Source organism: Amycolatopsis decaplanina DSM 44594 (genome assembly GCF_000342005.1).
Lineage (GTDB): Bacteria > Actinomycetota > Actinomycetes > Mycobacteriales > Pseudonocardiaceae > Amycolatopsis > Amycolatopsis decaplanina.
The window spans coordinates 21180-41608 of sequence record NZ_AOHO01000078.1 but is presented as its reverse complement, the minus strand read 5'-3'; the positions used below and the strand labels follow the sequence as shown (position 1 = coordinate 41608).

16 protein-coding genes are annotated in these 20429 nt (G+C 68.5%); 10 read left to right on the top strand and 6 right to left on the bottom strand.

Annotated features, from left to right (window positions below; translation table 11 throughout):
* Window positions 1–17 precede the first annotated feature (17 nt).
* The 3 genes from H074_RS35455 (at window position 18) to H074_RS35445 (ending at window position 3870) form a co-directional block, all read left to right on the top strand.
* Window positions 18–536, top strand: a complete 519-nt coding sequence (locus H074_RS35455; protein WP_007034917.1) for an adenine phosphoribosyltransferase — start codon at window positions 18–20, stop codon at window positions 534–536.
* Window positions 537–614: 78 nt separating this feature from the next.
* Window positions 615–2945: a RelA/SpoT family protein gene (locus H074_RS35450; protein WP_007034916.1), complete on the top strand. Its 2331-nt coding sequence runs from the start codon at window positions 615–617 to the stop codon at window positions 2943–2945.
* Window positions 2946–3090: 145 nt separating this feature from the next.
* On the top strand, window positions 3091–3870 hold the full coding sequence (locus tag H074_RS35445) for an enoyl-CoA hydratase/isomerase family protein (protein ID WP_007034915.1): 780 nt from the start codon (window positions 3091–3093) through the stop codon (window positions 3868–3870).
* A gap of 668 nt (window positions 3871–4538) precedes the next feature.
* On the opposite strand, the gene H074_RS35440 is transcribed toward H074_RS35445, so the two are convergent.
* Complete coding sequence (locus H074_RS35440) at window positions 4539–5324, bottom strand: aminotransferase class IV family protein (protein ID WP_007034914.1); 786 nt, start codon at window positions 5322–5324, stop codon at window positions 4539–4541.
* A gap of 1 nt (window position 5325) precedes the next feature.
* Entirely contained in the window at window positions 5326–6183 is an 858-nt protein-coding gene (locus tag H074_RS35435; protein ID WP_007034913.1) for a peptidylprolyl isomerase, read from the bottom strand.
* 157 nt (window positions 6184–6340) lie between these two features.
* Here H074_RS35435 and H074_RS35430 point away from each other — a divergent pair, with 157 nt between their 5' ends.
* Entirely contained in the window at window positions 6341–6949 is a 609-nt protein-coding gene (locus H074_RS35430) for an MBL fold metallo-hydrolase (protein ID WP_007034912.1), read from the top strand.
* A complete protein-coding gene (locus H074_RS35425; RefSeq protein WP_007034911.1) occupies window positions 6949–7605 on the top strand; it encodes a hypothetical protein in 657 nt (218 codons plus the stop codon). Before H074_RS35430 ends, H074_RS35425 begins: the two co-directional genes overlap by 1 nt.
* A 43-nt stretch (window positions 7606–7648) precedes the next feature.
* On the opposite strand, the gene H074_RS35420 is transcribed toward H074_RS35425, so the two are convergent.
* Together H074_RS35420 and H074_RS35415 are read right to left on the bottom strand one after the other, a co-directional pair.
* Window positions 7649–9082 carry a YibE/F family protein gene (locus H074_RS35420; RefSeq protein WP_039924212.1) on the bottom strand — a complete coding sequence of 478 codons (1434 nt, stop codon included), beginning with the start codon at window positions 9080–9082 and terminating at the stop codon, window positions 7649–7651.
* A gap of 41 nt (window positions 9083–9123) precedes the next feature.
* Complete coding sequence (locus H074_RS35415) at window positions 9124–10101, bottom strand: GlxA family transcriptional regulator (RefSeq protein WP_039924210.1); 978 nt, start codon at window positions 10099–10101, stop codon at window positions 9124–9126.
* A gap of 98 nt (window positions 10102–10199) precedes the next feature.
* On the opposite strand from H074_RS35415, the gene H074_RS35410 reads away from it, so the two are divergent.
* Entirely contained in the window at window positions 10200–10910 is a 711-nt protein-coding gene (locus H074_RS35410; RefSeq protein WP_007034908.1) for a DJ-1/PfpI family protein, read from the top strand.
* An 87-nt stretch (window positions 10911–10997) separates the two neighbouring features.
* Complete coding sequence (locus tag H074_RS35405; protein ID WP_007034907.1) at window positions 10998–13964, top strand: AfsR/SARP family transcriptional regulator; 2967 nt, start codon at window positions 10998–11000, stop codon at window positions 13962–13964.
* Between the two features lie 175 nt (window positions 13965–14139).
* On the opposite strand, the gene H074_RS35400 is transcribed toward H074_RS35405, so the two are convergent.
* The gene (locus H074_RS35400; RefSeq protein WP_007034906.1) at window positions 14140–15258 is read right to left on the bottom strand and encodes an erythromycin esterase family protein; all 1119 of its coding nucleotides are present in this window, start codon (window positions 15256–15258) and stop codon (window positions 14140–14142) included.
* A 760-nt stretch (window positions 15259–16018) separates the two neighbouring features.
* Here H074_RS35400 and H074_RS35395 point away from each other — a divergent pair.
* The 3 genes from H074_RS35395 (at window position 16019) to H074_RS35385 (ending at window position 18896) form a co-directional block, all read left to right on the top strand.
* Complete coding sequence (locus H074_RS35395) at window positions 16019–16876, top strand: helix-turn-helix domain-containing protein (RefSeq protein ID WP_007034905.1); 858 nt, start codon at window positions 16019–16021, stop codon at window positions 16874–16876.
* A gap of 70 nt (window positions 16877–16946) precedes the next feature.
* Window positions 16947–18455 (top strand): CYTH and CHAD domain-containing protein, encoded by a 1509-nt coding sequence (locus H074_RS35390; protein ID WP_235096959.1) that lies wholly within the window; start codon window positions 16947–16949, stop codon window positions 18453–18455.
* 120 nt (window positions 18456–18575) lie between these two features.
* The gene (locus H074_RS35385) at window positions 18576–18896 is read left to right on the top strand and encodes an STAS domain-containing protein (RefSeq protein WP_235096958.1); all 321 of its coding nucleotides are present in this window, start codon (window positions 18576–18578) and stop codon (window positions 18894–18896) included.
* On the opposite strand, the gene H074_RS35380 is transcribed toward H074_RS35385, so the two are convergent.
* The gene (locus H074_RS35380) at window positions 18893–20356 is read right to left on the bottom strand and encodes a DNA polymerase ligase N-terminal domain-containing protein (RefSeq protein ID WP_007034902.1); all 1464 of its coding nucleotides are present in this window, start codon (window positions 20354–20356) and stop codon (window positions 18893–18895) included. The genes H074_RS35385 and H074_RS35380 overlap by 4 nt on opposite strands.
* Window positions 20357–20429 lie beyond the last annotated feature (73 nt).

The window sequence follows — 20429 nt, the reverse complement described above, 5'->3', positions numbered from 1 at the left end:
CCGAGAGCAGGAAGTACATGGAGCTGGACAAGGCACTCGACCTGATCGCGGACGTGCCGGACTTCCCGGAACCCGGCGTGCTGTTCCGGGACCTGAGTCCGCTGTTCGCCGACGCGGCGGGCTTCAAGGCCGTCACCGACGGGCTGGCCGCCACCGTCGATCCCGAGGCCGACCTGCTGGCAGGTGTGGAAGCACGCGGATTCCTGCTGGCCGCCGCCGTCGGTTACTCGCGCGGCCTCGGCGTCGCGTTGATCCGCAAGCCCGGCAAGCTGCCCCGGGTCGCGGGCCGGGTCGGGTACACCCTGGAGTACGGCACGGCGACCGTCGAACTGCCCGAAGGTGTCGTCGAGCCCGGCCAGCGTGTCGCGATCCTCGACGACGTGCTCGCCACCGGCGGCACCGTCGCGGCCACCTGCAAACTGCTCGAAGACGCGAAGGCGCAGGTCACCGGCGTTTCGGTGGTCATGGAACTCGGTGCGCTCGGTGGTCGTTCCGTGCTTGAAGGGCGTCGTGTGGAGGCCCTCCGGGTGTGTTGAGCGGGCGTACCAAGGAAGCCGTGAGGGGGAGCGGTTACCCTTGACGTCCGAAGGCCGCACGAAGCGCAGGAGGTGCGGGTGAGCCAAGAGCTCGATGCCGCGGTGTCCTCGAAGGACGGCACCGAGCAGAACGGTGCGGCGCGACAGGGGGCAGCGCCGACGCCGTCCGCGACGCGCCGCGTCCGCGCCCGACTTGCCCGCCGGATCACCGCGCAGCGCGCCGCGCCGGTCAAGCAGGTTCTCGAACCGCTCGCGGTCATCCACCGCGAACTGCATCCGAACGCGGACCTCGCGCAGCTCCAGCGCGCGTATGACGTCGCCGAAGAGCTGCACCGGGAACAGCGGCGCAAGTCCGGCGACCCGTACATCACGCACCCGCTCGCGGTCGCGACCATCCTCGCCGAACTCGGCATGGACACCACGACGCTGGTCGCGGCGCTGCTGCACGACACCGTCGAAGACACCGGCTACTCGCTGGAGAGCTTGAAGGCGGACTTCGGCGAGAAGGTCGGCGAGCTCGTCGACGGCGTCACCAAGCTGGACAAGGTCAAGCTCGGCACGGCCGCCGAGGCCGAGACCATCCGCAAGATGGTCATCGCGATGGCGCGCGACCCGCGCGTGCTGGTCATCAAGCTGGCCGACCGGCTGCACAACATGCGGACGATGCGCTTCCTGCCGCCGGAGAAGCAGGCCCGCAAGGCACGCGAGACCCTGGAGGTCCTCGCCCCGCTGGCGCACCGGCTCGGCATGGCGACGGTCAAGTGGGAGCTGGAGGACCTGGCTTTCGCCATCCTGCAGCCGAAGAAGTACGACGAGATCGTCCGCCTCGTCGCCGATCGCGCACCCTCGCGGGACACCTACCTGCGGTCCGTGATCACCGAGCTGACCGGCAACCTCGAAGGCTCGCGGATCACCGCCAAGGTCGAGGGTAGGCCGAAACACTACTACTCGATCCACCAGAAGATGATCGTCCGAGGCCGCGACCTCGACGACATCCACGACCTGGTGGGCGTGCGGATCCTGGTCGAGGACGTCCGTGACTGCTACGCCGCGATGGGTGTCGTCCACGCGCTGTGGCAGCCGGTCCCCGGCCGGTTCAAGGACTACATCGCGCAGCCCCGCTTCGGCGTCTACCAGTCGTTGCACACCACGGTGATCGGGCCGGACGGCAAACCGCTGGAAGTCCAGATCCGTACCTACGAGATGCACCGCACCGCCGAATACGGCATCGCCGCGCACTGGCGGTACAAGGAGACCAAGGGCACCCACAACGGGAACGCCATGGACGTCGACGAGATGGCGTGGATGCGCCAGCTCCTCGACTGGCAGCGTGAAGCCGCGGACCCGGGCGACTTCCTCGAGTCGCTGCGCTATGAACTCGCCTCGCGCGAGATCTTCGTGTTCACGCCAAAGGGCGACGTGATCACGCTGCCGGTCGATTCGACGCCGGTCGACTTCGCCTACGCCGTGCACACCGAGGTCGGGCACCGCTGCATCGGGGCCCGGGTCAACGGCAGGCTCGTCGCGCTCGAGCGCAAGCTGGAGAACGGCGAGGTCATCGAGATCTTCACCTCGAAGGCCGAGACGGCGGGGCCGAGCCGCGATTGGCTGCAGTTCGCCGGTTCGCCCAAGGCCCGCGCGAAGATCCGGCAGTGGTTCGCCAAGGAACGCCGTGACGAGGCGATCGAAGGCGGCAAAGAGGCCATCACCAAGGAGGTCCGCAAGGTCGGCCTCCCGATCCAGCGGCTGGTCTCCGCCGAGTCGATGGGCGCGGTCGCCACCGAACTACGGCACCCCGACATCAGTTCGCTGTACGCGGCCGTCGGCGAGGGCCACACCAGCGCGAAGCACGTCGTGCAGCGACTGGTCGCGCTCATCGGCGGGGTCGACGAGGCGGAGGAGGAGCTCGCCGAGCGCGCGACACCGTCCACGGTCACCCGCCGCCGCGGCTCGAACGACGTCGGTGTCGTCGTGAAGGGCGCCAGCGACATCTGGGCCAAGCTCGCCCGTTGCTGCACGCCGGTGCCGGGAGACGAAATCCTCGGTTTCGTCACGCGCGGCGGCGGTGTCAGCGTGCACCGGACCGACTGCACCAACGCCGACGACCTGCGGGCCCAGCCGGAACGGCTCGTCGAGGTCGAATGGGCGCCGTCGGCGTCTTCGATATTCCTCGTCGCGATCCAGGTCGAGGCGCTGGACCGGCACCGTCTGCTCTCGGACGTCACCAAGGTGCTCGCGGACGAGAAGGTCAACATCCTGTCCGCGTCGGTCACGACCTCGCGCGACCGGGTCGCGGTCAGCCGGTTCTCGTTCGAGATGGGCGACCCGAAGCACCTCGGACACGTGCTGAAGGTGGTCCGAGGCGTCGAAGGCGTCTACGACGTCTACCGGGTGACTTCGGCTTCCTGACCGTGGTGGGCTCGTGAGTGGTAAGGACGGTTCTAACCGTCCTTACCACTCACGAGGCTCGCCGCCGGGCGGGTCGCGTACGCATCCGACCATCTTGCCCACATCCGGCTGGTTCCGGTGGAGGCGCGCACTTAGGGTGCGGAACATGACTGACGGGTTCGAATTCACTCGCGACGGCGAGGTCGCGCGGCTGATGTTCACCAGGCCGGAGAAGATGAACGCGATCACCTACGGGATGTGGTCGGCGATCCCGGACGTGGTGGCTCGGGTGGAGGCGGATCCGGCGATCAAGGTCCTCGTGCTGACCGGCGCGGGCGCGCACTTCTCGGCGGGCGCGGACATCAGCGAGTTCCGGGACCTGCGGTCCACCGCCGACGCGGCCGAGACCTACGACAAGGCCGTCGACGGGGCCGTGGCGGCGCTGACGGCGTCGCGGAAGCCGACGGTCGCGATGATCCAGGGCAACTGCATCGGCGGCGGCTGCCAGATCTCGGTCGCCTGTGACTTCCGCTTCGCCGCGGAGGGCTCGCGCTTCGGCATCACACCGGCGAAGCTCGGGATCGTCTACCACTTCGACTCGACACGGCAGCTGGTCTCACTGGTCGGCGCCGCGAACGCGAAGTACTTCTTGCTCTCGGGTGAACTCGTCGACGCGCGGCGGGCGCGGGAGATCGGGCTGCTCAACGACGTCTTCCCTGCCGGCGAGCTGGAGGCGTCGACGGCGAAGTTCGTCGAGACGCTGGCCTCGCGTTCGCAGGCGTCGGTGCGCGGGATGAACCGGATCATCGAGAAGATCGTGGCGGGACAACAGGAGTCCGACGCCGAAGTGGATGAGATCCGGCTCGGTGCCCTGCACGGCGAGGACTACGCCGAGGGAGTGGCCGCGTTTCTGGCCCGGCGGCCGCCGAAGTTCACCTACCGCTGAGGTCGACGTTCTTCCGTCGAGCCGGAAGGTCTCGGGTACAGCGCCGGGCGGGAGGACGGTTCGAGCTATTGCGGGGTGAGGCGAACGTGTTGTGACCGAGTCTCCTGTTGTGATGGCCTTCTTCGCTGGTTTCAAGGTGGACAGAGAGTCCTTCGCCGCGCTGTTCTGGACTGGCCGACGAGGCTGACCGTGCACCGAGTGTCCACACGGGACACTTCTTGGCGGCGAAATATCCGATTGATGCCCATGTGCACAGTTCCGTACCGGGGTCGTGAGTGGTAAGTCGCGTTAGAGCGGACCGGTATTTACCTACCTGCGCCCGACCACCTCAGGGGCGGCGATCCGCTCTCGGACTTGATCAAGACCGCGCCACCGGCCGAGCGGGGAGGATTCCGGACGTTCAACGTCCGGAATCCTCCCCCGTCGCACACCCCTTCATTCAGCCCGAGGACACCCAGGTGAGCCCAGGTTCCAGTGGGTGGGCAAATATCGGTCCGTTAGAACGCTCTTTACCACTCACTACCCCCGCGCGAAGCCACGCAAAGTGCGCGACTCGGGCGCTTTGATCGGGATCAGTGTCTCTTATGGACAGTCAAGAACGCGCCAGGCCGCTGTGGCGAACCCGCTCCCGCCGCCAACCTCACCACGCCACATTTGCCCTGCCCCCGCTAGATTTCGTCCCAGGGATTGCTTTCGTATGCCTCGGTGAGGATCCGGCCCGTCTCCGGAGCGAACGGCAACACGACGTCGTCGACCGACGCCACGGGCCGGCCGACCGACTCCGAGTTGGTCAGGAACGTGGCGTCGAAGCCCGGCAGATCGCCCGGACGGACCTCGCGGGTCCCCTGCGGTACCCCGGTGCGTTCCAAGCCGCGTCGAACCAATTGCTGGGTGATCCCGTCGAGCACCGGCGCCTGCGGCCAGACCACCGTGCCGCCGTCGAGGAACCCGACGTTCCAGATCGACGCCTCGCTGACCCGGCCCTGGTAGTCGACGAACAGCGCGTCGTCGTACCCCGCCATCTTCGCCTCACGTGTGTGGTGGAGCAGACCGAACGTACCGACGTGCTTGACCTCCGGAAGCACCCGTTCGTAGCGCACGGACCGCAGCCGCAGCGGCGTCATCTCGTGTTCTTGGGGTGGTCCGACCCGGACGAGGACATCCGGCGCCGCGGGCGCGCCGGGATCGGACCAGTCCATCGCACGGGAGAAGATCAGCACCCGCACGGACAGCGCGGCCTCACCCCGGACGGCCTGCCGTACGTACCCTCGTACCGCCTCGGTGTCGAGTTCGCTGCCGAACATGCGCCGCGTGCTCGTCGCGAGCCGGCGAAGGTGGACGTCCAGACCCCGGACCTTGCCGTCGCGGACCTGCATCGCGGTGAAGTGGCCATAGCCGAACGCGCCCGCCAGGTCTTCCGACCGGGCGGGCGCGCCGTTGACTTCCAGCTTCACGTCAGGCGTTGACCGTGACGCCGGTGAACTTGACCTCGGTGTTGGGCGGGCCGGTGCCGTCGCCGTTGCCGGCCTGCGCGTTCGCGCCCGCCTTGGCGACCTTGTCGAGCACCTTCAGGCCCTCATCGGAGATGCTGCCGAAGACCGAGTACTCCGCGGGCAGTTCGGCCTCGCCGTAGACCATGAAGAACTGGCTTCCGCCGGAGTTCGGCTGCTGCGTCTTCGCCATCGCGAGGATGCCGCGGCCGTACTTGATCTCCTTGAACGCCTCGTCCGGCATCGTGTAACCCGGGCCGCCCATGCCGCTGGCCTCCGGGTCACCGCACTGCAGCATCTGCAGGCCGGTGGTGCCGAGCCGGTGGCACTTGGTGTCGTTGAAGTAGCCCTGCTGGGAGAGGCTGACGAAGCTCTGCACGGCGCACGGTGCGAGCGCCCGGTCCAGCGTCAGCGGGATGTCACCCGCGGTGCTCTTCAGCACGACGTTCACCGTGCCGTTCGAAGAGACGTCCTTGCCTTCCGGCTTGTTCACCTTCTTCGAAGCCTGCTTGGTGGTGTCGTCCTTGTAGTCGCAGGCCACCGGGTTCGCCAGCGGCGCCGGCCGCTTCGGCATCGGAGCGCGCTCCGTGGGGATGGTGACCTCGGGGGTCGGGGGAGCCGAGCTCGGGGAAGCGTCGGAGGCGGCGTCGTCACCACTGTTACTGCTGACGATCCACCACACCGCGCCCGCCACGATGGCGACGACACCGACGACCGCCACCGAGCCGACGATCTTGCGCCGTTTGGCCTTTTCGGCCCGTCGCACGATCTGTCGCTCGAGCTTGCGCTTCGCGGCTTCGCGGCGCTGCTGGTTGGTCGGCACCCGCCCTCCCGGTTTCCACTCGATGTCACACGTCTGAGGTAGCGGAAGTCTATGGGCACAGCCTGTGAGGCCCCCGTACAGGGGCCGCTAGGCTTACTTGATCGTGATCAGGGCCCATCCTGTCACCTGTTCGGCGGAAGATCCGAGGAGGCGTTTCGTGCTGGTTGTCGGTTTCCCGGCAGGCCCCCTCGAAGCCAACTGCTACCTGCTCGCCTCAGAGGCGGACGGGGAGTGCGTGATCGTCGATCCCGGGGAGGACGTCGTCGAACCGCTCGAGGCCGCGCTCTCCGCGCACGGCCTGACGCCGGTCGCGATGCTCGCCACCCACGGCCACCCCGATCACGTCGCTTCGGCGGGCGAGGTCGGCGCGCACCACGGAATACCTCTCTATCTGCACGAGGCGGACGGGCCACTCCTCGGCCGGGACGCCGGTGAACGGAAGGACGGGATCGTGCCACTCGTCGATGGCCCGCTCAGGCTGGCCGGGCTGGAGATCACGGTGTCCGGCACACCGGGGCACACCGCCGGTTCGGTGATCTTCGGGCTGACCTCCGCCGAGGGCGGCCGGATCGTGCTCACCGGGGACAGCCTGTTCGCCGGTTCGATCGGCCGGTCCTCCGGGGACGGTGACGAACTCGTTCGGTCGCTCGGTGCCAAGGTGATGACGATGCCCGACGACACCGTCGTGCTGCCGGGCCACGGCCCGGCCACCACGATCGGACAGGAGCGGACGGGAAACCCGTTCCTGGCCGGGACGGGCGCGTGATGGCCGAGCCGACCGGGACCCCGGAGACCCCCGAACGCCTCCCGCTGTTCCACGACGATCCCCAGCTCCGTCGACGACGCGGCTGCTCCAGCATCGCCGGCGTGGTGATCTTCGCGGCCGCGTTCGGCGGGATCGCCGGACTGATCGGCGGTGAGGTCGCCGGGCTCGTGGTCGCCGGCGTGATCGCGCTGCCGCTGCTCTACATCATGTTCTACAACCTGCGCCGCCGAGTCTGGCTCGAAGGCGACACGCTCATCGTGCGGACCTGGGGCATACGGCGGATCGACCTGACCGCGGCCGAGCGCATCGACCTGGTGATCAGTGACGTGCGCGGCACGCGGACGGTGAGCCTGCTGGTCAACGCGGGCAAGCGCCGCAAGGTCGCGAAGGTCGATCTGGCCGTCTACTCCGGCGCGGGCGGACGGGAACTGGGCATCCTGCAACTGCGCAAGCTGGCGAACGCGCTGCTGAACAACACCGAGGCGAACGGCCTGGTGTTCTCGGAACTGCTGGTGGCGCAGCTGAAATCGGAGGCGCGCGGGGACGCGGCGGCGGAGCGGCCGCTCTACCGCCTGGCTTCGGCGGCGCCCAGCGGGAAGTACATCCAGCGGTTCACGATGGAAGCGGTCAGCAGGTTCGTGGCGACGTTGGAGTGAAGGCGGCGGAGATCGCCGGGTCTCGTGAATGGTAAGGACGGTTCTAACCGTCTTTACCACTCACGAGGCTTTGGGGCTCCCGCGAGGCGATCAGCGCGGCCAGCACGGTGGTGACCGGGACCGCCGCGACGATGCCGACGCTTCCGGCCAGTGTCCGCACGATCTCCTGCGCGATGTCCTCCGCGCCGAGGATCGAGCCGAGCCTCACCCCGGAGAGCGACGTGTACAGCAGCACCGGCAGCGCCGCCCCCGCGTACGCCATCACGAGCGTGTTGACCGCCGAGCCGACGTGGTCGCGTCCGATCCGCAGGCCCGCGCCGTACAGCTCACGCCAGCCGAGCGCCGGGTTCGCCCGCCGAAGTTCCCATACCGCGCTCGTCTGCGTCACCGTGACGTCGTCCAGCACACCGAGCGCGCCGATCACGACACCCGCCAGCAGCAGCCCCCGCGCGTCGATCCCGTGCCCCAGCGAGCCGATCAGCTGAGAGGTGCTGTCGTCCAGCCCGGTCAGCGACGCGGCGGCCGAGAAGATCGCAGACAGGACGCCGATCAGGACCAGGCTCATCAAGGTGCCCAGCACCGCCACCGAGGTTCTCGCGGACAGCCCGTGCGTCAGGTACAGGGCGACGAACATGATCGCGCCCGCGCCCGCGATCGCCACCAGCAGCGGACTTTCCCCCGCGAGGATCGAAGGCAGCACGAAGAACGCCAGCACCAGGAAGCTCAGCCCGAGCGCGATCAGCGCGGCGAGCCCCTGCCAGCGGCCCAGCACGATCACCGCGAGCGCGAACAACCCGGCGAGCAGCAGCAACGGTGTGCCGCGCTGGAAGTCGACGATCTGGAACGACGCGGGGTTCGCGGCGTCGCCGCCGTTGTAGGACAGCACCACCTTGTCGCCCGCGGCGAACCGCGGCGTGCTCGGCTCGATGGGAAGCGTCAGCTTCAGCGGCTTCCCGGCTCCGGGGCCGTCGGTCATCGCGAGCTCGCTGGTGAGACACGGTTTCGCGTCCGGCGGCGGCTCGCCGACCTGCACCTGTCCTTCGGCGAGACACGGTCCGGTGATCGTCCCGGTGACCGTCGCGCTCACCGGGGTTCCCTGGGGGAACACGCTTTTCGCCGGATCCTTGTTCCACGGGTAGAGCAGGATCATCCCGGCGACGGTCGCGACGGCGAGCGGGATCAGCAGCCACATCAGCAGCAGCCGGACGCGGCGCGACGCGGGCGACGCGGGTCCGTGGCCGTGCGAGTGCCCATGGCCGACCGGTGTGGGCTCGGGGTCGGGCTTCGGTTCGGGCGCGCGACGTCTGCCCGATTCGGCCTGTCGCGGCCGTTGAGCCGGGGGACGGGGGCGTCGCGCACCTTCGGGCGGCGGCGTCCGGCGCGGCGAACGGGACGTTCCGGGCGAACGATCGGACGGAATTTCCGTTACCCGGCGAATCGGGCCGGTGTCGTCGTCGGAGATGTCGCGGCGGTTCACCCGCACATCCTCCACAGTCCGCGCCGCGTGCCGCACACGGCCTAGCCGAACGCCTGCCGAAGGTGGACCCGGCGATAGGCCGAAGGTGGGGTGTCGAAGTGATCCAGGAAGGCCTGGCGAAGGGTCTCGGTCGAGCCGAACCCGCATCGCCTCGCGATCGAAGTCAGCGGAAGCTCCGTGCCGCACAACAGTTTCGCCGCGTTCTCGGTCCTCGCCGCACGCACGTACCTGCTGGGCGTGGTGCTCAGGTGCGCGTCGAACAGCCTGGTCAGCTGCCTGGTGCTGATTCCGGCGCGCTCCGCGAGGACGGTGGTGCCGAGATCACCGGCGAGGTGTTCGGCGACGTACGCGGTGATGTCGCGGACCAACCGGTTCTCCGGCGGCGGGCCGGACAGGAACATGCTCACCTGAGCCTGGTTGCCCGGCCGCTGCAGATAGGTCACCAGCATGCGGGCGACCTCCCTGGCGACGCTCGGGCCGTGGTCCTCCTCGACGAAGGCGAGGGTGAGGTCGATCCCGCTGGTGACACCCGCCGCCGTGTAGACGTTGCCGTCGCGCACGTACAACGGCACCGGGTCCACGTTAACCTGCGGATAGTTCGTCGCGAGCCGGTTGGCGAACCGCCAGTGGGTGGTGGCGCGCCTGCCGTTGAGCAGCCCGCACGCGGCGAGCACGGTGGCGCCGGTGCACACCGAGGCGACGCGACGGCTCCGCTGAGCGAGCCTGCGGACGTGGGTGACGACCCTCGGGTCGGCGGCGGCGGTCTCGTGCCCGGTGCCGCCCGCGATGATCAGCGTGTCCAGCTCGCCGGTGACCTGGTCGAGCCGGTGCTGGGCCTGCAGCGTCAGGCCGGACTCGCAGCGGATGCCGCGGCCGTCGACGCTGGCGAGCATGATCTCGTACCCCGGTTTGCCGCCGAGTTTGGTCGCGGCGTCCAGGACGTCCGACGGGCCGGCGATGTCGAGCAACTCGGCGTTGCTGTAGCCGACGATCAACACTCGTCTGGGTGAACCCGGCATGATCGAACGCTACCAGTAGTGCCCGGCCGTCGGACGTTGTTCGCAGGAATCCGGACATCCATGCCACCGCGATCCCGTCACTGCGACACCTTTGTCCCATGACAGACGACACGAAGACGATCGCGTTCGTGGTGTACCCGGGGATGACCCCGCTCGACATGGTCGGGCCGCTGACCGTGCTGGACGGGATGGCGAGCACGGCGCAGGAATACCGGACGGTCGTGGTGGGCGAGACGAAGGACGCCGTCACCACCGACAACCCGCTGAGGCTCGTGCCGACCCACACTTACGACGAGGTCCCGTCGCCGTACGCGCTGCTCGTGCCCGGCGGCGCCGCGCCGACGCTGAAGGCGCTCGCCGACGAGAAACTGGTCGGATACCTGCGGAGCGCCGGAGCGAACGCGGAACTCGTGACCTCGGTGTGCACGGGTTCGCTCCTGCTGGGGGAGGCCGGACTGCTGAAGGGCCGCAAGGCCGCGACGCACTGGATGTTCCGCGAACTGCTGGGCGCGTTCGGGGCGGAACCGGTCGCCGAACGCTGGGTCGAGGACGGGAACGTGATCACGGCCGCCGGGGTGTCGGCGGGGATCGACCTCGCACTGCACCTGGTCGAACGGCTCGTCGGCGCCGAGATCGCGCGGACGATCCAGTTCGTCATCGAATACGACCCGGAGCCGCCGCAGGGCCCGCTCGACTGGTCGAAGCGTCCGTACGGGGACCTCAAGCCCTTGCTGGAGCACACGCTGAACGAGGCGCTCGCGGACGAGCCCGCGTTGAGGGACAGGCTGCTCGCGCACACCGGAAAGTAAGGGGGACGGCCATCCGGGTGAGAAATCGCCGACTCAGGGACAGCACCGGGTTACATTCGGGTCATCCGTCCAGGTGATAGGTGGTTCGTGGAGTTCAAGGTGCTCGGCCCGCTCGCGGCCTCGATCCCGCTGCCGTCGGCGGCTCAGCCCCGTCGGGTGCTCGCGGTGCTCTTGACCCGGCCGAACGAGTTCGTCCACCGGGACACCCTCGTGGACGAACTCTGGCCGCAAGGACCGCCGTCGAGTGCCGCGGCGGTCGTGCAGATGGCGGTTTCCAAGCTGCGCAAGGCCTTGTCGCCCGGTGTGCCGGTGGACGACGCCCGGCAGCGGCTGCGGTCCGGCCGGAGCGGCTACCGGCTCGTGGTGTCGGCGGGCGAACTGGACGTCACCGGTTTTTCCGAGCTGGCCGCCTCGGCCGGGAGGGCGACCGGTGACGAGCGCAGGGCGTTGCTCGAACGGGCGCTGGGATTGTGGCGTGGCCGGGCCTTCGCCGACGTTCCGGCCGGTCCTCTTGTCGAAGCGCACCGGCTGTGGCTCGAGGACCAGCGGTGTTCGGTACTGGGCAAGCTCGTGGAGCTGGAACTGGCCGCCGGTGACCACAAGGCGGTCGCCGATCGGCTGGGGCCCGAACTCGTCGCCCGGCCGGGCGACGAGCGTCTGGCCGGGTGGCTGGCCGAGGCGTTGCACGGACTCGGGCGGCGGGACGCGGCGCTGGCCGTCCTCGATCGGTGCCGTCGCGCGCTGTGGGAGCACGCCGGTGTCTCGCCGGGGGAGGACCTGCTCGCGGTCCACCGCCGGATCGCCGGAACGGGCTGGTCCGCGGGCGGCGCGCCTTGCCGCCTGCCGGCGGCGACGCCGGATTTCACCGGCAGGGCAAGCGAACTGGCGGAAGTGGGACGTGCGCTGCGAAGTCCCGCGCCGGTCGTCCTGCACGGGGCGGCGGGAGCGGGAAAGAGCACGCTGGCCGTCCAAGCCGCGTGGCGGGCGCGCAAGCGGTTTCCGGACGGTCAGCTCGTCGCCGACCTGCGCGACACCGACGACGTACTCGCCGGGTTCCTCCGCGCGCTCGGCCTCGCGGAATTGGAAATCCCCGCCGACCGGGCCGGGCTGATCTCGTTGTGGCAGAGCCACACCGCGGACCGGCGGCTGCTGGTGATCCTCGAGAACGGCCGGTCCGAGGCCGAGGTGCGGCCGTTGCTGCCGAACGGTCCCGGCTGCGCGACGATCGTCACGACGCGGCGGCGGCTTGCCGGGCTCGCCGGCGCCAGACCCGTCGAGGTCGGTGCGCTGTCCTACGCGGAATCGCGGGTGCTGCTCGGCGCCATGGCCGGAGAGGCCCGGTTGTCCGCCGAGCCTGACGCCGTCCGCCGGGTGCTGGTCTGCTGCGAAGGTCTCGCGCTGGCGGTGCGGGCGGCGGGGATGAAGCTCCTGCAGCGGCCGAGGCTGAGTATCGCCGAGTTCGCGACGCGCCTGGAGAACGAACGCCTGCGTCTCGACGAACTCGCCGCCGGTGACCTGGCCGTCCGCCCGGTCCTCGCCGAAGCCCTCGCCGAGCTGTCACCACGACAGCGGAATTCCCTGCGGTTGCTCGGTCTTCCCGGTGCCACCGAAGTCGCCGACTGGTTCGCGACGGCCATGCTGGGCTGTTCGTCCCGTGAGGCCGCCGAGCTGCTCGACGAACTGGTGGACGACCATCTGCTCCACGCCGAGCCGGATCGGTCCGGCTTCCTCCGGTACCGGTTCCCGAGCCTGATCAGGCTCACGCTCCGGGAACCGCCGGATCCCGGAGCACTGAGACGCGCGCTGACGGTCATGGCGGCGTTGGCCGAACACGCTTCCGCCGCGCTCGGCGCCGAGTACCCGCCGTCTCGGCGCGCGGACGTCCCGGCGGCGGTTTCGGACCGCGTCGCGGCTGATCCGATCGGCTGGCGCAGAGCGGAAACCGCGAACCTCGCGCTCGCCGTCCGGACCGCGAAGAACCACGGTTGGACCGAATTGACCGAGCGGCTGGCCGACGCCTACAGCGATCTCGTCGGCCCCCGGAAAGGCGGATCTCCGGCCTGGCTCGGCTTCGGCATCGTGCGCGATCGTCTCGATCTTCCCGCGGAGGCCGGGAAACTGCTGAAGCTGGGGCATTCTCACGCGGACGCGGGGGATCTCGCGCGGGCGCGAACCTGTTTCTCGCTGGCCGGGGACAGATTCCGCTCCTCGGGTGATCAGCCGGGCACCGGGGCCGCGCTCGTCGCGCTCGCCGACGTCGACGCGGACACCGGCCGGACCGGTGCGGCGGTTCACGCGCTTCGCGAGGCGCTGGAGCTGTTGCGGGACTGTGGTGACCTCGCCGGGCAGGCGATGGCGTCGGCCCAGTTCGGCTCGTTGTGGGACGACCTCGGTGACTTCCGCCGGGCGAAGGAGTGTTTCGACGCGAGCCTGCTGCTTTCGCTCCATTGCGAGGACAGGCAGCAGCATGACAGGTCCGCCAAACGGTACGCCGACGTCCTGCGACGGAACGGCCGGATGGACGAGGCCGGTGATCTGCTGACGAGCGCCTTGATCGGCACCCGCAGTTCGCGTGAACGCCACTGGGAGGCGCACGTCCTCCGCAGTCTCGGCGATCTCCACGCGAAAGCCGGCGAACCGGGGGAGAGCGAACGATGTCTTTCTCGGTCACTGGAGCTGTTCGAGGACGTCGGACACCGGCACGCCGCCGCCTACACGCATCGAAGCTTCGGCGAATCCCTCCGCCTCGCGGGTGAACACGGCCGGGCGGCCGAGCACCTGGGCCTGGCGATGAGTACGTTCCGCGAGCTGGGAGACCGCCGCGGCGGCGGATACGCCTTGCTCAGCTTCGGACGTCTGCGGGCGGACGAAGGCGTCGCGACCGAAGCCGCCGAAGGACTCCGGACCGCGGCACGACTGTTCCGGGAACTGGGATTCCCGGTGTGGGAACTGCGTGCGCTCAGGGACCTTTCCGCCGTCGACGGGAGCGGGCGCCCGCGGGACCGGGCTCGTGAAGCCTTGACGAAGATCCGCTTCGGAGTGACTCCGGCATAGCCCTGTCCAGGACCACCGGCCGCGGCGTTTGGCGAAGTTATGGCGTCGGTGTGTTGACTCCTGCTCAAGTGAGGTGACTTCGCGCCGCCCCGAATTCGCGGTACTGGGGGTGGCGGCGCGTGCTCGTGGCCGGGTGACGCCTTCCGAGGGCAGGAGGCGTCACCCGGTTCCGCGCCTAGCCGCGGACGTGCAGAATCGCGTCCGCGTCGTTCAGGATCCCCAGTTCGAGCGGGAAGTAGCCCTGCCGCGGAGTGGGATCGGTCCGGACGCTCGCGGACGGGACCTCGGAGGCGGGGAGCAGGCCCCAAGCCGTGGTGACGTGCTTTTGAAGGAACCCTTCGTAGGTGTCGGGCTCCGGTTCCTCAAGCGCGATGGCCTCGCTTCGGCCGAGGCTGGTCGCGACGAAGGTGTAGCGATCACCGAGCAGCGGCGCCACCAGCGCGCCGGCGGGAAACCAGGTGGTCTCCGTCCCGGCCACGTGCATCGTGCTCGCCTGGCGGCGCAGATGGAGGTTGTGGGCGAAGACCAGCGTCCTGCCACGACCGGCCTCGGCGGCGCGGATGTCCAGCAGATTCCGTGCCATGATGGCGTCCCTGGTCGCGACGAGTGGCGCATATCGCTCGTGCGGCTCCAGAGGCTCGGCGCATTGCCGGTGGTAGCGCAGCAGATCGATCCCCGCCATGAGATGGATCTCCGCCCGCGACCAGCCATCCGTGGCCGGTTCCGGCTTCCGGGAACGGAGCGCGGCGAGCAGTTCGGCCGCGATCGCGCGCAGCCGGTAGGCCTCGGCCGTGGCGCCGGGCGACGAAGCCGCGTCCAGGACGGCTTCCGTGCGGCTCCAGCGCTCGTCGTCGCCTGCCGTACCCGCGATGTCCACGTCGAGCCCCAGGAAATCGCGGGCGTACTCGAGGTAGGGCCGCGGGCTGGGTGCGGAGGTGTTCTCGGTCTGGGTGTCGAAACCGTGGAACGAGAGCCGCTCTTCGGGAGGCCGGTTGTCGTTGTACTCGCGCATCCACGCGATCAGCCGCCTGTTCGCCTCCACGACACCGAAGACGTGTGAGAAACCTTCGCTCATCGCGAGGTCGAGGGTTCCGGTGCCGTCTTGGACGAAGTCGTTCGCGACGAGCGCGGCCACGCGATCCGTTTCGAGGGCGATCGAGCGGAAGCCGCGATCGACCAGCTGGGCGAACAGTTCGTTGCGGACCTCCGCGAAGACCGGGGTCGCGTGCGTCGGCTCGCCCAGGGCGAGCAGGTCGCAGGAGGGGGTCACGAAGTCTCGGATGTCTTGACTCATGAGATTCAAGCGTATCGTTGATGTCTCGGTTGATACTTTGCTCGATTCGGCTCGGGATAAGTGCTGAAAAGCTTCAAACCGGGCGTCAGGTGTGGCGAGTCGTCTTCCCTTGAGTCGGCGGTCGAAGGTGCCGTGCCGGACGGACTTCGGGATCGGGTACTGGCGTCACAGCCGTCCCAGCGATCACGCGGGCGGGCAGCGAAGGGCTCCTTCACTACCTTCAGGGTCAATGGCAGGAACTTAAGGCCGGTGGAGCGGTCGCGTTTCAGGCATGTTCGCCCAGGTCGGGCGGTGATGGTTCGCCGACGAGGGTTGGTGGGTCCGTGAAGGCCTCCTTGAGGGACTCTGGGTCCCTCAAGGAGGCCTTCACGGATTCGAGAACACGGGCAAATGATGCGCAATCGGACAATTCGTCACGATGGGCGTCCTTTATGGACGGTCGGAGAAACTCGGGCGCTGCCGCTTAAGTTCCTGACCCTGACCTCCAGGGTCGGCAAGGAGGCCTTCGCGGATCACTCGCGGCGACGAGGCGGAGTGGCCCGGTGTCCACGGGTGCCGTACCGCAATGAATCCACTTCCGAATAACTCGCCCCCATTCCTTTTGTTCGCTATAAACTGTAAAGAACCCTTCGCGCGCGAAGGTGCTTCGCCTGCGAAGTAGCGCTTCGCGGAAATGCGCGAGTGCAAGTTATCAGCAGTTGAGGTGAATCACCGCGTGGCAATCCCCGCGCGGCCGGAGTTCGGCCCTAGTTTGTCCCGCATGGTTGAGAAGGATTCGACGGCGCGGACCCGGGAACTGGGCCACCGCATGAAGGCGTTCCGGCAGCGCAGGCACTTCAGCGGAGCCGACGTCAGCCGCCGTAACGGCTGGTTGCAGAGCAAGGTCACGAGGTGGGAACAAGGGCTGCGCGAGCTGTCCGTCGTGGACGCGGCGCTGTATCTGGCGACCTGCGGCGAGGCGGAGCCGGAACGTGACTTGCTGCTGGAGCTGACGCAGCCCGGCGGAGACCTGTACTGGGTGCGGCCGTACTTCGACGAACTCGTCGATCCGATGAAATCCCTGGCGATACAAGAGAATCTCGCGCACACGCTGGTGCGCTACGAGTCGTTGACCCTCCCTGGGCTGTTGCAGACCGAACCGTACGCACGCACCGCCTTCGAACTGATCGGCAACCGCGACCAGGCTCGACTGGATCAGGTCGTGAACGCCCGGATGGAGCGGCAGCGGCTGCTGCAGCGTGATCGCCCGCCGCGGTGCCGGTTCTACGTCCACGAGCGCGCGCTGCGTTCGGTCGTCGGCGGTCCCCGGATCATGCACGAGCAACTGCTCCATCTCGTCCTGTCGGCGAACCTGCCCTATTGCTCCATTCGTATCGTCCCCGAAAGCGACGGAGTGGGCAGGGTGATCGAGAATTCGTTCACCATCATGGAATTCGCGGAACATCCGGCGGTGGTGTACACGGATTCCTATGCGGCCGGGGTGTTCATCGACGATCGGGTCGCGGTCGAGGCCTATTATTCGCTTGTCGCGAGGTTGGAAAGCGATACCCTGACCGAGGAGGGATCACTCCGAATGCTCGCCGAATGGGCGGACCGGTACGACCGGATGGAGGAGTGATCCGTTCCGGGTTTCCCGCTGCCCCTTCCCGGGGTAATCCTTCCGGGTAGCCGAGGAGAAGGAGTTCGTGGTGACGAAGACGCAGGGTGGTGCCCCGGTCGCCGAGGCGGAGATCGAGCGCAAGTACGACCTGGCGGCCGACAGGCCCATCCCGCCGCTGGTCCCGGCCGGTCCCGTGACGAACCAGGCCGATCCGAGGGTCGACGTCCTCGACGCCACGTACTTCGACACCCTCGACTTCCGGCTCGCGCAGGCGGGCATCACGCTGCGGCGGAGGCTCGGCGGGAGCGACGAGGGCTGGCACCTCAAAATCCCGGTCGGCGAAGACAGGCGCGAGGAACTCCGCCTCCCGCCTGCGGGCAAGCCGGACAAGGTGCCCGGCGCGCTGGCGAAGCTGGTCCGAGCGCACACCCTCGGCGCCAAACTGGTCCAGGTCGCGCATCTGCGTACCGAGCGCACCTCGTACGCCTTGCTGGACGCCGAGGGCCGCGAGCTCGCGACGCTGACCGACGACGTCGTCACCGGCGAGGCAGGTGGGGACGAGGCACACCTCGATCGCTGGCGGGAGATCGAGATCGAACTCTCGCCCGGCGCCGATCCAGGGGTGCTCGACAGTCTGGACCAGGCGGTCGTGAAAGCGGGAGCGGAGCGGTCGAGGTGGCCGTCGAAGCTCCGGCGCCTGACCGACGAGCTGGTGCCCTCGGCCGGGGGAGGCTCGGGTTCGGTGCTCGCGGACTACATCGCCACGCAGCTGGACGCGCTGCGACGCAACGATATCGGGGTCCGCCGCGACGCCGAGGACGCGGTGCACCAGATGCGGGTCGCGGCCAGGAGGCTGCGTAGCGCGCTGCGGACGTTCCGGCGGTCCCTCGACGCGGATGTCGCGAACGGGCTCGCCGCCGAACTCCGCTGGCTCGGTGGCGAACTCGGGCCGGCGAGGGACACCGAAGTGATGGCCGCACGCCTGCACGACGAGGTCAAGGCACTTCCGGTCGAACTGGTGCTGGGCAACGTCGAGCAGCTGATGACCCGGCACTTCGCGCGCGAGGCCGAAGAGGCCAAAGCGCGGGCGATCCGCGCACTCGACAGCAAGCGGTACACGAATCTGTTGCGGGCACTGGAAAAGCTCGTCGGCAAACCGCGGAAGATCAAGGACGGCAAGGAGGAATTACGCAAGGCGGTCGCACGCTCGGACCGGAAGCTGCGCAAGGCCGTGGCCGCGGCGAGTGAACTGAAGCCTGGTGCGGAACAGGACGCAGCGTTGCACGAGGTACGCAAGAAGGCCAAGCGAGCCCGGTATGCCGCGGACACGGTCCGGCCGGTGACCGGCAAGAAGCTTCGAAAATGGCGAAAGAACGTCAGGGCGGTGCAAACCACGCTCGGCGCGCATCACGACATCGTGGTCACCAGGGAGGTCTTGCGGCTCCTCGGCCTCCGCGCCTACGCCGAGAACGAAAACGCTTTCACCTACGGCCTCCTGCACGGCCGTTCGGTCGCCTCCGCCGAGGCCGCGCACCGGCGCTTCGCCGGGCAATGGCAAGAGTTGGGTAAAGGTTCTCGCCCGAAATGGCTCAAATGAGGTAGCCCGGGTTGACCTCTCGCCCTCGCCGAGTACCGTCGAGGGGACTTGGTGGTCTGGAGAGAGGCGCCCCCAATGTTGCCTGGCCAGCGCGTACCCGGCGAATCGCCGCCACTGGCCGTGACCACCAACCGACGCAAGGACGGCGTCCTCATCCTTACCGCGGTGGGGGAGATCGACGCGGCCACCGTCGGACGGTTCCGCACCGAGCTCAGTGGTGCGTGTGTCAAGGGGAAGCATGTGATCCTCGACCTCTCCCGTGTCGGGTTCCTCAGTTGTGCCGGGCTACAGGTCCTCGAGGAAGCCAACGCGGCGTCACCCCGGTTCTCGGTGATCGTGAAGACCGCTTTGGTGTCACGGATTCTGGACGTCAGCGGGGTCGGAGCCGATCTCGACGTCCGATGGGACGTCGAGGACGTGCGGATACAGGACACGATCTAGTCCGGTCGGCCGTCGAGTTCGACCTCGTCGGCGGTGACGTCGGGCAGCAGGCCGCGCCAGCGCGGATTGCGCAGGCAGCCCGCGTCGGTCCAGCCGCCGAAGACGACCTCGCCGACGATGGTCGGCCTCGACCAGTGCGCGTCCCGTGCCTGTTTGTCCGGGACGGAATGGAACGGGGATGTCTTGCGCTCCAAGCGGAACAGCCGCTTGGACAGTTCCTCCAATTCGTCGCCGGCGAAACCGACCCCGACGTTTCCGATGTACCGCAGGCCATCCTCGTGCGGGACGCCGAGCAGCAGCGAACTGAACGTGCCCGCCCGGCTGCCCCCGCCAGGTCGCCAGCCGCCCAGCACCACTTGCTGCACCAGGGTTCCGGTGATGGAAAGCCATTCGCCGGTACGCCTTCCCGGGTGGTACGCGGAGTCTGCCCGTTTGGCGATGATGCCGGCGAGCCCGTGTTCGCGGGCCGCCCGCGCGACCGCGCCGCCGTCCCCGAGGTAGAACCGGGGGACCTGCCAATGCGGCCCGGCGAGGCCGAGTTCGTCGAGGAGTTCCCGTCGTTCGACGTAGGACGACTCGACGCAGGAACGGCCGTCCAGATGCAGGAGATCGTTCGCCAGGTAGAACGCCGGATAGCGTGCGGTGAGCCGTTTCGCGGAACTCTTCGTCGCCCGCGCGCGGTGCCCGAGCCCTTCCGGACTCGGTTTCCCGCCGTCGAAGACGACGATCTCCCCGTCGAGAAAGACTTCCGTGGCACCGAGTTGTTCGCCAAGGCCGCGGAATTCGGGGTACAGCCCGGTGACGTCGTCGCCCGAATCGTCGTAGGCGGTGATCCGTCCCCCGGACACGCGGATCAGGGCGCGGCGCCCGGACCAGTCGAATTCGTAGGCCCATTCGGAGTCTTCGCCGGTCGAGGGAAGGCGTCCCGGTTTGGTCAGCATCGGGGCGAGGAACGAGGGGAGGCCCGCGCGCCCCGGTTCGGCGGGGTCGAGCCGTTTGAGCAGCCAGCCGCGATCGTTCCCGTCCTTCTTCACATTGAGGAACAGGTATTTCCCACGTGCCCGCTTCCCGTGGAAGACGACCTCGACCTTGTGGTCGTTGAAGTGCAGCGTTTCGTATCGTCCGGTGTCCCAGATCTTCATGGTGCCGCCGCCGTATTCGCCCGCGGGTATCTCGCCTTCGAAGGTGAGGTATTCCATCGGGTGGTCTTCGGTGTGCACGGCGAGGCGTTCGAGGTCCGGCGACATCGGCAGGCCCTTCGGCACCGCCCAGGAGACCAGTACCCCGTCCCGTTCGAGGCGGATGTCCCAGTGCAGGCTGCTCGCATGGTGTTCCTGGATGACGAAGAGATCGTCGGCCCCGGTCTTCCCGTCGCGCTCCGGAAGGGGTTCGGGTGTCCGCCCCGGTCTGCGCTTACGGCGGTATTCGCCGAGTTTCTCCGCCATGGTCGGCCAGCGCACCCCTCTCCGGATCCGGTCACGCAAGCCTAGCGCCGTTCACGCCCCTACCGTACGACGAAGGCCCCTTTTCCCA

Excerpts from the sequence above, each read along its gene's own strand:
- H074_RS35455 (WP_007034917.1), top strand. The coding sequence starts at position 18 with ATGGAGCTGGACAAGGCACTCGACCTGATCGCGGACGTGCCGGACTTC.
- H074_RS35445 (WP_007034915.1), top strand. The coding sequence starts at position 3,091 with ATGACTGACGGGTTCGAATTCACTCGCGACGGCGAGGTCGCGCGGCTG.
- H074_RS35425 (WP_007034911.1), top strand. The coding sequence starts at position 6,949 with ATGGCCGAGCCGACCGGGACCCCGGAGACCCCCGAACGCCTCCCGCTG.
- H074_RS35415 (WP_039924210.1), bottom strand. The coding sequence starts at position 10,101 with ATGCCGGGTTCACCCAGACGAGTGTTGATCGTCGGCTACAGCAACGCC.
- H074_RS35410 (WP_007034908.1), top strand. The coding sequence starts at position 10,200 with ATGACAGACGACACGAAGACGATCGCGTTCGTGGTGTACCCGGGGATG.
- H074_RS35400 (WP_007034906.1), bottom strand. The coding sequence starts at position 15,258 with ATGAGTCAAGACATCCGAGACTTCGTGACCCCCTCCTGCGACCTGCTC.
- H074_RS35395 (WP_007034905.1), top strand. The coding sequence starts at position 16,019 with ATGGTTGAGAAGGATTCGACGGCGCGGACCCGGGAACTGGGCCACCGC.